The 14668-nt window shown below is 64.7% G+C and carries 16 protein-coding genes; 4 read left to right on the top strand and 12 right to left on the bottom strand.

Annotated features, from left to right (window positions below):
• Nucleotides 1–39 precede the first annotated feature (39 nt).
• Entirely contained in the window at nucleotides 40–573 is a 534-nt protein-coding gene (locus tag FG91_RS10225; protein WP_037514718.1) for an SRPBCC family protein, read from the top strand.
• Between the two features lie 127 nt (nucleotides 574–700).
• Here the strand turns inward: FG91_RS10225 and FG91_RS10230 are convergent, their stop codons facing one another.
• Both FG91_RS10230 and FG91_RS10235 read right to left on the bottom strand, forming a co-directional pair.
• A complete protein-coding gene (locus tag FG91_RS10230; RefSeq protein ID WP_037514719.1) occupies nucleotides 701–1165 on the bottom strand; it encodes a nucleoside deaminase in 465 nt (154 codons plus the stop codon).
• Nucleotides 1166–1338: 173 nt separating this feature from the next.
• Entirely contained in the window at nucleotides 1339–1626 is a 288-nt protein-coding gene (locus FG91_RS10235) for a hypothetical protein (RefSeq protein WP_137892825.1), read from the bottom strand.
• Between the two features lie 173 nt (nucleotides 1627–1799).
• On the opposite strand from FG91_RS10235, the gene FG91_RS10240 reads away from it, so the two are divergent.
• Both FG91_RS10240 and FG91_RS10245 read left to right on the top strand, forming a co-directional pair.
• Nucleotides 1800–2522, top strand: coding sequence for a Crp/Fnr family transcriptional regulator (locus FG91_RS10240; RefSeq protein ID WP_037514721.1), 723 nt, complete (start codon nucleotides 1800–1802; stop codon nucleotides 2520–2522).
• Nucleotides 2523–2699: 177 nt separating this feature from the next.
• The gene (locus FG91_RS10245) at nucleotides 2700–2972 is read left to right on the top strand and encodes a hypothetical protein (RefSeq protein ID WP_152568072.1); all 273 of its coding nucleotides are present in this window, start codon (nucleotides 2700–2702) and stop codon (nucleotides 2970–2972) included.
• A gap of 100 nt (nucleotides 2973–3072) precedes the next feature.
• On the opposite strand, the gene pnp is transcribed toward FG91_RS10245, so the two are convergent.
• From pnp to FG91_RS10280, 7 genes are all read right to left on the bottom strand, one after another.
• Complete coding sequence (gene pnp / locus FG91_RS10250) at nucleotides 3073–5379, bottom strand: polyribonucleotide nucleotidyltransferase (protein ID WP_037514723.1); 2307 nt, start codon at nucleotides 5377–5379, stop codon at nucleotides 3073–3075.
• A 192-nt stretch (nucleotides 5380–5571) separates the two neighbouring features.
• Nucleotides 5572–5841: a 30S ribosomal protein S15 gene (gene rpsO / locus FG91_RS10255; RefSeq protein ID WP_037514725.1), complete on the bottom strand. Its 270-nt coding sequence runs from the start codon at nucleotides 5839–5841 to the stop codon at nucleotides 5572–5574.
• A 26-nt stretch (nucleotides 5842–5867) separates the two neighbouring features.
• Nucleotides 5868–6761 (bottom strand): tRNA pseudouridine(55) synthase TruB, encoded by an 894-nt coding sequence (gene truB, locus FG91_RS10260; RefSeq protein WP_037514727.1) that lies wholly within the window; start codon nucleotides 6759–6761, stop codon nucleotides 5868–5870.
• Between the two features lie 31 nt (nucleotides 6762–6792).
• Complete coding sequence (locus tag FG91_RS10265) at nucleotides 6793–7203, bottom strand: DUF6491 family protein (RefSeq protein WP_235212007.1); 411 nt, start codon at nucleotides 7201–7203, stop codon at nucleotides 6793–6795.
• 85 nt (nucleotides 7204–7288) lie between these two features.
• Complete coding sequence (locus FG91_RS10270) at nucleotides 7289–7828, bottom strand: GNAT family N-acetyltransferase (protein ID WP_037514728.1); 540 nt, start codon at nucleotides 7826–7828, stop codon at nucleotides 7289–7291.
• A complete protein-coding gene (locus FG91_RS10275) occupies nucleotides 7821–8435 on the bottom strand; it encodes a thymidine kinase (RefSeq protein ID WP_037514729.1) in 615 nt (204 codons plus the stop codon). Before FG91_RS10275 ends, FG91_RS10270 begins: the two co-directional genes overlap by 8 nt.
• 46 nt (nucleotides 8436–8481) lie before the next feature.
• Complete coding sequence (locus FG91_RS10280) at nucleotides 8482–9432, bottom strand: bifunctional helix-turn-helix transcriptional regulator/GNAT family N-acetyltransferase (RefSeq protein ID WP_052187490.1); 951 nt, start codon at nucleotides 9430–9432, stop codon at nucleotides 8482–8484.
• Nucleotides 9433–9557: 125 nt separating this feature from the next.
• On the opposite strand from FG91_RS10280, the gene FG91_RS10285 reads away from it, so the two are divergent.
• Nucleotides 9558–10976, top strand: a complete 1419-nt coding sequence (locus FG91_RS10285) for a WS/DGAT/MGAT family O-acyltransferase (protein ID WP_037514731.1) — start codon at nucleotides 9558–9560, stop codon at nucleotides 10974–10976.
• Nucleotides 10977–11089: 113 nt separating this feature from the next.
• Here FG91_RS10285 and rbfA read toward each other — a convergent pair whose 3' ends face one another.
• From rbfA to infB, 3 genes are read right to left on the bottom strand one after another with little or no spacing between them, the layout of a single operon-like run.
• A complete protein-coding gene (rbfA, locus tag FG91_RS10290; RefSeq protein WP_037514733.1) occupies nucleotides 11090–11506 on the bottom strand; it encodes a 30S ribosome-binding factor RbfA in 417 nt (138 codons plus the stop codon).
• 3 nt (nucleotides 11507–11509) lie between these two features.
• A complete protein-coding gene (locus tag FG91_RS10295) occupies nucleotides 11510–12061 on the bottom strand; it encodes a DUF1697 domain-containing protein (RefSeq protein ID WP_037514736.1) in 552 nt (183 codons plus the stop codon).
• Nucleotides 12062–12097: 36 nt separating this feature from the next.
• Nucleotides 12098–14662 (bottom strand): translation initiation factor IF-2, encoded by a 2565-nt coding sequence (gene infB / locus FG91_RS10300; RefSeq protein ID WP_037514739.1) that lies wholly within the window; start codon nucleotides 14660–14662, stop codon nucleotides 12098–12100.
• Nucleotides 14663–14668: the final 6 nt, after the last annotated feature.

Raw genomic sequence — 14668 nt, forward strand, 5'->3', positions numbered from 1 at the left:
CCCCAAGAAGCCCCTCCCCGGGAAAGAAGGAGAAAAGTGATGACGACGATGCTGACCGAGAACAATTATGGCGTGCTCACCGAACCCGCGACGCTGACGATCACCCGCCTGCTCCCCGGCCCGGTCGATCGCATCTGGTCGTATCTCACCGACAGCGAGCTGCGCCGCCAATGGCTGGCCGCGGGCGCGATGGAGCAAAGCGTCGGCGCGCCGGTCGAACTCGTCTGGCGCAACGACGAACTCACCGACCCGCCGGGCGCGCGTCCCGAGGGCTTTGGCGACGAGCACCGCATGACATGCGAAGTCGTGGCGGTCGACGCCCCGCACAGCCTTGCGATCAGCTGGGGCAGCACCGGCGGCGTGACCTTCACGCTTCGCGAGGAGGGCGACGACGTGCTGCTCACGATCGTCCACAGCCGTGTCGAGGATCCCTCGGTGCTGCTCAACGTCAGCGCGGGCTGGCACAGCCATGTCGATGTGCTCGAAGCGAAGCTGCGCGGCACGACGCCGGCGCCGCACTGGGACAATTTTGCGCAGCTGCGTAGCGTTTATGCCGAGCGCCTGTTCGACTGACCTGCCCGGTATCGCAGGAAGGGGCTGCGCGTGCAGCCCCTTCTTCTTTTGTGGAAAAGGCGCGGCGTGGAGACGGGTGCGGCTATTTTCGTTCGCAAGCCGTCGTCGGCGTACCACCCTGCGTGGATCAGCCCTGCCGCCGCCGCCAGTCGGCATAGAGATCGGGTTTCCCATCCAGGCGAACGGAAAGATGGCGGATCGCCATTGCCTGCTCGGAAAAGGGCTTGGCCAGATCGTCATAGATTGCTGCCGTCGACAGGCCGTATGGCGCGCCGTCCTCGTTCGAATAGGCGTAAGTCACCGCCTTGATCCCCGCAAGGCGCATCGCCGCCATGCACATCGGACAGGGATGGCCGCTCGCGAAGACCGAGCAATCGCTGAGGTCGGTGGTCGCCAGCGCGCGGCTTGCAAGGCGGATGGCGTTGAGCTCGGCATGCGACGTCGGATCGCCGGTCTGGATCACCTCGTTCTGCGCCGACGCGACGATCCGTCCGTCGCGGACGACGACGGCGCCGAACGGGCGGCCGCCTTTTTCGGCGTTGGCATAGGCCAGCGCGATCGCCTCGCGGAGATGGGCTTCACTTTGCTGCATGGTATGGCGTCCTTGAATGCGGCCCCGGGGTAGGCCCATGCCCTATTCCGATTATATGCGCGGCACCGGGCCGCAACAACGCCCGGACGATTGCCGCGACGTCGCGCTATATCTGGGTGCGGCCGGATCGTTCGCCAGCCTGCCGGTCCGGCGCCAATTCCGCCTTGAAGCGATTATTCCGCAGGCAAGTCTTTCTGCAAGCTCGTGCTGATGGCTTCAAGCATCGCCAGCGACCTGCGCCCCGCCTCGGGCGGGAAGGTGAGCTCAGCAATCTCGAGATTAATTTCCATGGCTGTTTCCACGATCTCCACTGCATCGACCACCGATATGACCGATCGCGCGATCAAGCTGTGAATCAGGCTCTCAACCAGAAGCATTGCCGCCTGCCCGTGCGCGTCGGGGCCCGGCCCCGTTCCGTCGACAGGTGAAATGTCATTATCGTTGGAAATATGGTCGTCCATGCTGGCGACTCCGGTCAGGCGAGAGCACAGGGTCTCCCAGCCGCCGGTGCCTGAAAAATGGCCGACGATGCCCCTTAATAGCCGGAATTCGCACACCAATCATCATCTATATCAATATTGGACAATAACTTTGGACAATATTATTGAGTATGGAGTTGTGGGAAGGTGCCGTCATGGCCAACCGCTTCATCGAGAAATTGCAGAACTTCGGCCATCTTGGATCGGACGATGTGGCCGCGCTGGCCGCGGCGACCTCCGCGCCGCGCATGGTCGGCGCAAGGCGCGATCTGATCCGCGAGGGCGATCAGCCGGGTCCGGTTTTTGTCATTCTCGATGGATGGGCATGCCGGTACAAGATACTCCCGAGCGGCACGCGGCAGGTCCTGGCCTTCCTGATGCCCGGAGATTCCTGCGATCTCCACGCCGGTTTGCTGGCGGAAATGGACCACAGCATTCAGACCGTCACGCCTGCGCTGGTGGCAACGATCGATCGCGTACAAATGGACCGGATCATGGACCGCCACCCCGCGGTGGCGCGGGCCATGTATGTCGGGCAGCTCATCGATGAAGGCACGATGCGCGCCTGGATCACCAGCATGGGCCGGCGCGCCAGCATCGAGCGCGTCGCGCATCTGATGTGCGAACTCTATCTGCGCGCGCGCAACATCGGCCTGATCAACGAGGATCGGCTCCGCCTGCCCTTGTCGCAATTGCTGCTTGCGGACGCGCTGGGCATGACGGCTGTGCATCTCAACCGCGTCCTGAAGGAGTTACGGCTGTCCGGCGCCATGAGCCTGCAGCGCGGCAGCCTGGAAATCACCGACCCGGTCAAGTTGATCCAGATCGCCGGCTTCGACGAAAACTACCTCCACCGGCGGCTTCGACGGGCCGCGTAGGGTCGTTCATCGCGGCGCGCGATACCGCCTGAATTAATCACAATGTCGCTGATCTATGTTGCACAATTGCCGGGGGGCCGGGTCTAAGCTCGGCGCACGCGGCGCACTGTACGAGGAGTTTACTCTCTCCGCTCCATGCCGATCGCGATCGATGCGACCTCTTTTCAGGAGGGCAAAATGGACGACAGGGATGCCTTTGCATGCGCGTGCGTCATCGCATCCAAACATGGCAAATCCGCGATTGAGGTTGCCTCTCGCCATATCGAGGCAGCGTTGAGAAAAGGCGACCGCGAAGAGGCCGGAGTTTGGCGATCGGTCAGGGAGACGCTGATTCAAGTCGACGGGATCGCCTGCTGCTTCGCTGCAAACGGCACAGCCGACACCGCCACGATCGCAAGCCATGGAAACCTTCCCCGCAAGCTGGCCGGTTCGCGCGTTTCAGGACCTTGATTGGCGAACTGCTTTTTCCACCCCGCGCTGATCGCGCCATGCCGCCAATGAAAAAGGGGCCGCTTTCGCGGCCCCTTCTCTGTTTCCGATAGCGGAAGGCTTAGTCCTTCAGGAAGTCGGGCACATGGCCCTGATCTTCCGGACCTTCGCTGCGCTCGCGGCGCGGACCGCGATCGCCACGGCCTTCGCCGTCGCGGCGCGGACCGCGGTCACGGCCACCGCCGCCACGCGGGCCGCGGTCGCCACGGTCGCCGCCGTCACGGCGCGGACCGCGGTCACCGCGGGGTTCGCGCGGCGGGCGGGTGTCTTCCAGTTCTTCGCCGGTTTCCTGATTGACGACGCGCATCGACAGGCGAACCTTGCCGCGCTGATCGATCTCGAGAACCTTGACCTTGACTTCCTGGCCTTCGCTCAGGACGTCGGCGACCTTCTCGACGCGCTCGTTGGCGATTTCGCTGACGTGGACAAGGCCGTCCTTGCCGCCCATGAAATTCACGAACGCACCGAAATCGACGAGGTTGACGACCTTGCCGTCATAGATCTTGCCGACTTCGGCTTCCTCGACGATGCCCGAAATCCACTTGCGCGCGGCTTCGATCTGCTCGGGGTCGCTCGACGAGATCTTGATCAGACCTTCGTCGTCAATGTCGACCTTGGCGCCGGTGGTCGCGACGATCTCGCGGATCACCTTGCCGCCGGTGCCGATGATGTCGCGGATCTTCGACTTGTCGATCTGCATCGTCTCGATACGCGGCGCGTGCGCCGACAGCTCGGTGCGGGCTTCGCCCAGCGCCTTCGCCATTTCGCCGAGGATGTGCGCGCGGCCTTCCTTCGCCTGGTTCAAAGCGGCTTCGAAGATCTCGCGCGTGATGCCCGCGATCTTGATGTCCATCTGCATCGTGGTGATGCCGTTGGCGGTGCCCGCAACCTTGAAGTCCATGTCGCCGAGGTGATCTTCATCGCCCAGGATGTCCGACAGGATCGCATAATCCTTGCCTTCGAGGATCAGGCCCATCGCGATGCCCGACACCGGACGCTTCAGCGGAACGCCGGCGTCCATCATCGCGAGCGAACCACCGCAGACCGACGCCATCGACGACGAACCGTTCGACTCGGTGATGTCGCTGGTGATGCGGATCGTGTAGGGGAACTCGTCCTTCGTCGGCAGCACCGCGTGCAGCGCACGCCATGCCAGCTTGCCATGGCCGATGTCGCGGCGGCTGGGCGCCCCGAAACGACCGACTTCGCCGACCGAATAGGGCGGGAAGTTATAGTGCAGCATGAAGTTCGAGTAGCTGAGGCCGTTGAGGCCGTCGATCATCTGCTCGCTGTCCTTGGTACCCAAGGTGCAGGTCGCGATCGTCTGCGTCTCGCCGCGCGTGAACAGCGCCGAGCCGTGGGCGCGGGGCAGGAAGTGCGTTTCGGCGACGATCGGACGAATCTGCGTCGTCGTGCGTCCGTCGATGCGCTTGCCGTCCTTGAGGATGGCGCCGCGAACGATTTCGGCTTCGAGCTTCTTCATCAGCTTGCCGGCGGCCATCTGGTCCTGCGGCGTCGCGTCGGCGAACGCGGCCTTGGCGGCGGCGCGGGCTTCGTTCAGCGCGTTCGAGCGGGCCGATTTGTCGGTCAGCTTGTACGCGGCGGCGATGTCCTTGCCGATCAGCTTCTTGAGCTTGTCCTTGGCGGCCGACAGGTCGGCCTGTTCGGCCATGTCCCAGGGATCCTTGGCAGCCTGTTCGGCCAGCTTCACGATCGCCTTGACGACGTCCTTACACGCTTCGTGCGCGAACAGCACGGCGCCGAGCATGATCTCTTCCGACAGCTCATTGGCTTCGGATTCGACCATCATCACCGCGTCGTAGGTGGCGGCGACGACGAGGTCGAGGTCGCCTTCGGCAACCTGCGCATCGGTCGGGTTCAGGATATATTCGCCGTCGACATAACCGACGCGTGCGGCGCCGATCGGGCCCATGAAGGGCACGCCCGAGATGGTGAGCGCGGCCGACGCGGCGACCATCGCGAGGATGTCGGGCTCATTGTGGCCGTCATAGCTCAGAACCTGGGCAATGACGTTGATTTCGTTGTAGAAACCTTCGGGGAACAGCGGACGGATCGGACGATCGGTCAAACGCGAAACCAAGGTTTCCTTTTCGGTCGCGCCGCGCTCGCGCTTGAAGAAGCCGCCGGGGATGCGGCCCGCGCCCGAATATTTTTCCTGATAGTGGACGGTAAGCGGGAAGAAATCCTGCCCTTCCTTGACCGTCTTTGCAGCGGTCACCGCCGCCAAAACCATCGTTTCGCCCAGCGTCGCGACAACCGCGCCGTCGGCCTGGCGGGCAACCTTACCCGTTTCGAGGGTCAGCGTTTCACCGCCCCACTCGATCGATACTTTTTTCACGTCAAACATGGAGTTTCCTTCGCCCGCCGGGCCCGATGCCGGGCGGGGCCTCTGATTCCGGGCAATCCGGCCCGGGGCGGTTTAGGGCGTCTGTCTGCCCCAATGGCGGTCCCGCCGGATGCGGGAGCGGCCCTGTGGTCCGGCACTTTGCGCGGAGCCAATATGACAGCGGCCCCGGAAATCCGGGGCCGCCAGAAATTCTTACTTACGAAGACCCAGCTTCGCGATCAGCGCCTGATAGCGGGCCTCGTCCTTCTTTTTCAGATAGTCGAGAAGGCTGCGGCGCTTGTTGACCATCATGAGCAGGCCACGACGGCTGTGATTGTCCTTGTGATGCGCCTTGAAGTGGGCGGTCAGCGTGTTGATGCGGTCGGTCAGGATTGCGACCTGCACTTCCGGCGAACCGGTATCGCCCTTTGCGCGGGCATTGTCGGTGATGACTTCGGTTTTGCGCTCGGCGGTAATCGACATATTCGTTTTTCCTCGAACATCCTTGTTTACAGATTGAAGCCCCGGACGACTTTCAGCGTTCCCGCCAAAGCCTCGATCAGGGCAACGGGACGCATTTCGCTGTCCCTTCCCCAATAGAGCCCGTCATCCGTGCTACCCCCGGTCCAGACGCGACCCTGACGGATCGCCCCTGCCGCTTCCGGGGAAAGGTTCAGAGCCGGGATGTCGACCAGCCCTGCCTCAAGCGGCAGAAATATTTCTGATTGCGCGGCCCCTTGGCCGAAAGCGTTCAATTTGTCCAGCGAAATCGCCTGTGACAGGTCGAACGGCCCGGCCTTTGTACGGCGGAGCATCGTGACATGGCCGACGGTGCCGACGGCATGTGCAATGTCGCGCGCGAGGCTGCGGATATAGGTGCCCTTGGAGACGTGGGCGGTGAGAGTGGCGCTTTCGAGTGGTCCCGTCGGCGCGGTGTGCAGCTCGAGCGCATGGATCGTCACGCTGCGTGCCTTCATCTCGACCGCTTCACCCTTGCGCGCGCGGTCATAGGCGCGCTGGCCGTCGATCTTGATCGCCGAATAAGCCGGCGGCACCTGTTCGATCGGGCCGGTAAAGCGCGGCCGCACCGCTTCGATTTCGGCAAGCGTGGGCCGCACGTCGCTCGTCGCGACAACCTCACCCTCGGCATCGAGCCCCGCGGTTTCGGTCCCGAACGCGATGGTGAAGTCGTAAACCTTGCTCGCATCGAGCATCCGGCCGCAAAGCTTCGTCGCCTCGCCGAGCGCAATCGGCAGCACCCCCGACGCGAGCGGGTCGAGCGTGCCGCCATGGCCGACCTTGACCTTGCCCAGCCCCGCCTCGCGGCACACGCGTTTCACCGCGCCCACCGCCTGCGTCGAGCCGAGGCCGACAGGTTTGTCGAGGATGATCCAGCCGTTCATCCCGCGCCGCTAGGGCGCGGGTCGAAGACTGTCAATTTTGCGCGGCCTTCTCTGCCTCGCGCGCCGCCTTGCGCTCGGCCTTCGTGGGCGGCGGCGCCGAGGTCACAAAGGACGAGAGCATGCACCGCTCGCCGCGCACGACAATCGACGCGAATTTGTCGAGCCGCCCGGCGCCGCGCGTTTCAACGCCGATCGCCTGCGCGAAATCGACGTCGCGGCAGATGCCGGCGAAGCTGCCATAATACCATTCGCCGCGGCGGCCCTCGATCCAGATGCCGCGATCGCGGTCAGCCTGCCAGTTGCGGATCGTGCTGTCGCTCGGGAAGACGATGCTCGCTTCGACGCCGAGCGCGCGCGGTTCTTTTGCAGGCTCGTTGGCCGCCGCAGCCGCAGAAAGGGGAAGCAGCACGGCGGCCAGGGAGAGTGCGAGATTCTTTTTCATGTCCTATCTTTCGGTCGGCGTTACCCTACCCGACGCGCGTGCTAGCAGAGGCAATCTGAACCGGCACTGACCCGAAAATATGGCCTCAGCGAGCCGGCCACTCGCTTGCAAGTAGCGACCACAGCCCGGTGTCGCGCACATAGCCGGTCCAGGTGATGCGTTCGGAGCGCAGCACGCCGTCCTTGGTACAGCCGAGCTTGGCGACCGCCGCCTGGCTCCGCTTGTTGCGCTCGTCGATGCGGAATTCGATGCGGCGAATGCCGACCGCAAAGGCGTGATCGAGCATCAGGCGTTTGACGCGGCCGTTGAAGCCGGTGCCGCGCGCATCGGGGTGGATGAAGCTGTTGCCGATCTCGACCGTCTGCGCCGACATATCGGGGCGCAGCCAGGCGGTCATGCCGACGAGCGTGTCGCCGTCCATGATCGCATAGGGCATGCGGCCGCTGCCGCCGATCAGCGTGTCGAAGCTCTTGTCAAAATGGTCGGGGCCAAAGCTCGACGAATAGATCGCCCAGACATCGGTATCGGCGGCGCAGACGGCGCGCAGGTCTTCGCGATGCGCTTCGGTCAGCTTGACCAGTTTGAGGTCGGCGTCGGCGAGGTCGACATAGAGGCGGTCAAGCATTGGCGCCCACCTCCCTTGGCGCCTCGGCGGCTTCGCGCCGTTTCGCCATGAAATGACGCCGGCACATCGCGACATAGCGGTCGTTGCCGCCAATCTCGGTCTGCGCGCCCTCGACGACGGCGCGGCCGCTTTCGTCGACGCGCAGGTTCATCGTCGCCTTGCGCCCGCATTCGCACACCGCCTTCAGCTCGACGAGCGCGTCGGCGATGCCGAGCAGCGCCCCCGATCCGGGGAACAGCTCCGCCGAAAAATCGGTGCGCAGGCCATAGCAGAGCACCGGAATGTCCACCTCGTCGGCGAGCCGCGCCAGGTCGAGCACCTGCGCGCGCGTCAGGAACTGCGCCTCATCGACGAGCACGCAGGCGAGCGGGCGCTCGGCATTTTCGGCATTCACAGCGGCCCACAGGTCGCTGTCGGGATCGAATTTATGCGCCTCGGCCATCAGCCCGATGCGGCTCGTCACCTGCCCCGCGCCGTAGCGATCGTCGAGCGCCGCGGTCCACAGCATCGTTTCCATCCCGCGTTCGCGATAGTTGAAATCCGCCTGGAGCAGCGTCGTCGATTTGCCGGCGTTCATGCTGGCGTAGTAGAAATAGAGCTTGGCCATCGGCGCCCAATAGCGCGGACATGGGCCTTGCACCAGTTGTCAGGACCTAAAGCGCGAGCCGCCAGTGCTCGCTCTGTTCGGGCTTGCCGAATTCGTCGTGCGTCTCGACCTTTTCGATGGTGAAACCATAGTCCGCATAGATGGCGCGCGCCGATGCGAGGACCGTGTGCGTCCAGAGCACCAGTTCGGCATAGCCCGCCTCGCGCGCGAAGGCGATGCAGCGCCCGACGAGATCGCGGCCAAGCCCATGCCCCCGCGCCGCGGCGTCGACATAGAGCAGGCGCAGCCGCGCGACCTTGTCGGACTCCGCGACGAGGAAGACGCTGCCGAGCAGCTCGCCATGCCGCTCGGCGACCCAGCATTGTTCGCGGCCGGCATGGAAATCGCGAACGAAGCGGCTCGTAATCTCGCCGATCAAGACCTCCATCGCGTCGCCCCAGCCATAGGCGCCGCGATAATAGACCGCCTGCTGCGCGGTGATCAGCCCCATGTCGCCCGGCCGCCACGGACGGACCGCGGGCGGCGGCAGCGGCGCCCCCGCCAGCCGCGCCTCGATCCATGCCAGCCGCTCGGCAAGCCCGGCCTGCTCGCCCGGCGACAGATGCGCGAGCGTCGCCGATGTCGACGCGGCGGTCGTGCGATCGAGTTCGGAAAACAGCGCCTCGCCCGCGGTGGTCAGCCGGATCGGATGCTCGCGCGCGTCGGCACCGCGCGTCCGCGCGATCCAGCCCAGCTGGGTGAAGCGGCGCAGGATGCGGCTGAGATAGCCGGGGTCGATCGACAGTGTCTCGACGATCCGCTTCGAGACGACCGGCTGCCCCGTGGCGATTTCATAGAGGATGCGCGCCTCGATCAGCGACAGCTCGCTGCCCATATAGCCGGGGCCGAGCACCCCGGCAAAGCGCGTGTAGAAACGGTTGAAGCGGCGCAGCGCGTCCGTCGCGGCGTGGGGTGCCGGCGCGTGATCGTCCGGCAAATGGAGGTTGACCGATGGCATGGTGATTCGATGCGTTAATTATTTGACTTTGTCAACTAACTAGCGCGGCCGGGCTGCTTGACTCGCCTGCACCCGATGCCATGCTGCGTAACAAAGATGCAGCATAAACAGTGGGGAGAGCTGCCATGCGGCTGATGCCGGTGACCGACGCGATGTTTCTGGTCGCGGAGACGCGCGAGACGCCGATGCATGTCGGCGGGGTCAATCTCTACACCTTGCCCGACAAGGTCGACGAGACCGAGTGGCTGAACGAGCAGCTCGCGATGCTGCGGCAATCGGAAGGACTGCGGCGGCCGTTCAGCGAGGTGTTGAAGCTCACGCCGCTCGGCCAGTACGGCCCGATCCGGCTGCAGCCCGACCGCGACATCGACATGCATTACCATGTGCGCAGCGCCGCGCTGCCCAAACCGGGGCGCTACCGCGAGATGTTCGAGCTCGTTTCGCGCCTCCACGGCACCTTGCTCGACCGCACGCGCCCGATGTGGGAGATTACCTTGATCTCGGGTCTGCCCGACCGGCAGATCGCGACCTATTTCAAGATCCACCACGCGCTGATGGACGGCGCGTCGTCGATGCATTTCACCAACGCGATGCTCAGCGCCGATTCGAAGGAAAAGCGCAGCTATTCGCCGATGTCGGTCGAGGCTTACGAAGCCTATAAGCGCAAGTTCCCCCCGCCGAAGAAAGCGCCGACGCCGAGCCTGACCGACCTCAAAGCCATCGGCACCTTCCTGAAGGAGCAATGGGGCAATAGCGTCGGGGTGACCAAGGCACTCAACCAATATGCCGCGGCGATGTTCGGGCTGGGCGGCAGCGACCTCGCGACGCCGTGGGGCGGGCTGCCGCGCACCAGTTTCAACCGCAACATCACCGGGGCGCGGCGCTTCGTTGCGCAAAGCTGGTCGCTCGACCGCGTGCGCGCGATGGGCAAAGCCTATGACGGGACGATCAACGACGCGGTGCTCGCAATGTGTTCGGGCGCGATGCGCAAATATCTGCAGTCGCTGAACGAGCTGCCCGACAAACCGCTCAAAGCCATGGCGCCGGTGTCGATCCGCGCGAAAGACGATATCGATTCGGGCAATTCGGTCGCGGCGGTAACCGCGAACCTCGCGACGCATATCGACGATCCGGCGACGCGCATGGCGACGATCCAGGCATCGATGAACGCCGCGAAGGCGCAGCTTCGCGAAATGACCGCGCAGCAGATCCAGATCTATACCGCGATCACGCAGATGCCGCAGATGCTGACCGCGCTGACGCGTACCGCCGACAAATTCCCGGCGTACAGCGTGACGATCTCGAACGTCCCGGGTCCGCGCGAGCAGCTCTACTGGAACGGCGCGCGATTGGACGGCATGTATCCCGCAAGCATCCCGGTCGACGGCATGGCGATGAACATCACGCAGGTGTCGAACAACAAGAATATCGATTTCGGGATTACCGCGTGCCGCCGCAGCGTCCCGCACGTCCAGCGGCTGATCGACTATCTGGAGGATGCGCTGGTCGAGTTGGAGCAAGCGGCGGGGATCAAGGGGAAGTAGCCCCTATCGAGCCTTCCTAACCCGTTCGCATCGAGCGAAGTCGAGATGTCCCTCGACTTGGCGCTAACTCGATGGGTGTCTCGACTTCGCTCGACACAAACGGATGATGGAGGTCAGGCCTCGTCGCCCTCGCCGCTCGTCAGATCGCGCGCCACCTTCGGGTCGCGCAGCAATTTTTCGATATGGCTCGCCTCGTCGAAACTTTCGTCCGAGAGGAATTTCAGCTTCGCGGCATATTTCATGCGGACGCGGCTGGCGACCTCGCGCTGAAGATAGGCGGTGTTGGTCCTGAGCGCTTTCAGCACCGCTTCCTCGTCCTTGCCGAGCAAGGATTTCACGAACACCGTCGCGTGGCGCAGGTCGGGCGACATGCGGACTTCGGTGATGCTCACCGGATGCGTCGCGAGGACGTCGTCGTGGACGTCTCCGCGCGCGAGGATTTCGGAGAGGAGGTGGCGCACCTGTTCGCCGACGCGCAGCACGCGAACCGAGGGGCCGCTATCCTTTTTCCGGTCCTTTTCGGTTTTCATCGCCTAACCCTTTGCCTCTTCGTCCAGTTTCGCGATGATCCGCGCGATCGAGCGCATGTTGCGCGCGGTGCCCTTGTGCCCCAGCCGTCGTTCGATCAGCCGCGCGTGCAGCTTGCTGTCGCCCGCGCCGTCGCCAAAGTCGATATAGAGCGCCCGGTCGCCAAGCGCGAGGCGCTCGTTCGGCCGGACCCGGTGGTCGGTCGCCAGTGCGTCGAATTGCTCCGCCGTGGGCTGGCCGTCGAGGAACATCGTATGGACGATGCGGTCCTCGTTCGTGCCCGCGAACGGATTGTCGGCGATCGCCGCGGCGAGCTCGTCGCGGTCGCGCACCAGCGCCGCGCTCGTCATGTCGAAACGATCCTCGACCATGATCGACAATTTCTCTTCGAGCCCGCGCGTCGGCCGCGCGTCATGGTCGAACAGCACATTGCCGCTCGCCACGACGGTTTCGACGTTGCTGAAACCCTCGGCCTCGAACGCCGAACGCAGGTCGGCCATCGTCAGCCGGTTGCCACCGACGTTGATGCTGCCGAACAATGCCACATAGCGAGCCATGCCGGCACCTCCTGATCCGCGCGGAGCGGACGCCCGTTAGAGCGTCCGTTCGCGCAGTTCGACTTCGAAGACTTCGAGGTGGTCGCCCGCCTTGATGTCGTTGGTGTCCGCCAGCACGACACCGCATTCGAGACCCGCGCGCACTTCGGCGACATCGTCCTTGAAGCGGCGGAGCGACGAGATGGTCGTGGCCGACACGATGACATCGTCGCGCGTAAGGCGTGCGTGCAGCCCCTTGCGGATCGAGCCTTCGAGCACGAGCAGACCCGCGGCCTTGTCGCGCTTGCCGGCGGGGAAGACGTCCTTGACCTCGGCGCGGCCGACGACGGTTTCGACGCGTTCCGGACCCAGCTCGCCCGCCATTTCCTTCCTGATTTCATCGGTCAGGTGATAGATGACGTCATAATACATGAACCGGACGTTTTCGCGCTTCGCGATGTCGCGCGCCTTGGCGTTCGGACGGACGTTGAAGCCGATGATCGGTGCCTTGGTCGCCGCCGCCAGCGTCACGTCGCTCTCGGTGATCGCACCGGCGCCCGACTGGAGCACGCGGACGCGGATCTCGTCGGTCGACAGCTTGTTCAGTGCATTGACGATCGCCTCGACCGACCCCTGGACATCGCCTTTGATGATCACCGGGAACTGAATGACGTTCGTCTTGTCGGCGAGCGCTTCGAACATGCCTTCGAGGCTGACCGGCGCCTGGACGGTGCGCTTGCGCGTCGCCTGTTCCTGACGATAGGTCGCGACTTCGCGGGCACGCGCTTCATTCTCGACGACGGTGAGCGTATCGCCCGCCATCGGGACGCCGCCCAGACCGAGCACTTCGACCGGCATCGACGGGGTCGCCGACTTGATCTGCTTGCCCTGGTCGTCGATCAACGCACGAACACGGCCGCTTTCGGCGCCGCAGACGAAGATGTCGCCGACCTTCAAAGTACCACGACGAACGAGGATCGTCGCCACGGGGCCGCGGCCCTTGTCGAGCTTCGCCTCGACCACAGTGCCTTCGGCGGCGCGGTCGGGGTTGGCTTTCAGCTCCATGATTTCGGCCTGCACCGCGATCGCGTCGAGCAGCTTGTCGAGGCCGGTCTTCTTCAGCGCCGACACTTCGACATTCTGCACGTCGCCGCCCATTTCCTCGACCACCAGCTCATGTTCGAGCAGGCGTTCGCGGACGCGCTGCGGATTGGCGCCTTCCTTGTCGACCTTGTTGATCGCGACGATGATCGGCACGCCCGCGGCCTTCGCATGGTTGATCGCCTCGATCGACTGCGGCTTGAGCCCGTCGTCGGCGGCCACCACCAGGATGACGATGTCGGTGACGTTCGCGCCGCGCTGACGCATTTCGGTGAAGGCTTCGTGACCCGGCGTATCGAGGAAGGTGACGAGGGAGCCGTCGGGGGTCTTCACCTGATAGGCGCCGATATGCTGCGTAATGCCGCCGGCTTCGCCCGCCTGCACATTCGCACCGCGCAGCGCGTCGAGCAGCGAGGTCTTGCCGTGGTCGACGTGACCCATGATCGTGACGACCGGGGCGCGCGGCTTCAGATGTTCGGCATCGTCGACATCTTCATCGTGACGGATGTCGATATCGCCTTCGCTGACGCGGATGATCTCGTGCCCGAACTCGGTGACGAGCAATTCAGCGGTGTCCTGATCGATCGTGTCGGTGCTGGCCGACGGGACGCCCATCTTGAACAGCGCCTTGATCAGGTCGTTGGTCTTTTCGGCCATGCGGTTCGCGAGATCCTGGACCGTGATGCTTTCGGGCACGGTGACTTCGCGGATCTGCTTTTCGCGGGGACCCGACGAGGCGGTGTGCGAACGCTTTTCCTTTTCGCGGGCGCGCTTCAGCGCCGCGAGGCTGCGTGCGCGCGCGCCTTCGTCTTCGTTCAGCGCCCGCGTGACGGTGAGCTTCCCCGACTGACGGCGGCTGTCGCCGCCACGGGTTGCCTTCGGCTCGGGACGCTTGGGTTCGGGGCGCGGAGGAGCCGCGACCGGCGTAAAGCGGCGCGGTGCGGGAGCAGCGCTGGTCGTCGCGCGCGGCGCAGGCGTCGGCGCGGCTTCGCTCTGCGGTGCAGCGGCGGGCGCTTCGGCAGCGGGAGCAGCAGCGGGCGCTTCGGCGGCGGGCGCGGCAGGAGCCGGCTCGGCCGCCTTCGCCGTCGCCTGTTCGACCTTGGCTTCGGCGCGTGCCTTTTCTTCCTCGGCGGCGCGCGCACGCGCGGCTTCGTCGCGGCGGCGATTGTCCTCGAGCGCATTCATGCGCGCTTCTTCGGCCTCGCGCAGCAGCTGCGCCTGGCGTTCCTGACGCGACATCAGGCTGTCATTCTCGCTGACGCGGGGCGCGGCCGGCTTCGGAGCGGGCGCGGGTGCCGGAGCAGCGGGAGCCGGTGCGGGCGCCGGAGCGGCCTCGACCTCTTCGACCTCGACCGGGGCGGCTTCGCCCGGACGACCGAGCACGCGGCGACGCTTCACCTCGACCACCACCGTATTCCGGCGCCCGTGGCTGAATTGTTGCTGCACCTGTCCGGCCTCGACCGTCCGCTTCAGCCCCAGGGGCTTGCGGGTAAGGGTCGGTTTGTCCTGTTCGTCACTCATCGAAAA

It is taken from the genome of Sphingopyxis sp. LC81 (genome assembly GCF_000756375.1).
In the GTDB taxonomy this organism is placed as follows: Bacteria; Pseudomonadota; Alphaproteobacteria; order Sphingomonadales; family Sphingomonadaceae; genus Sphingopyxis.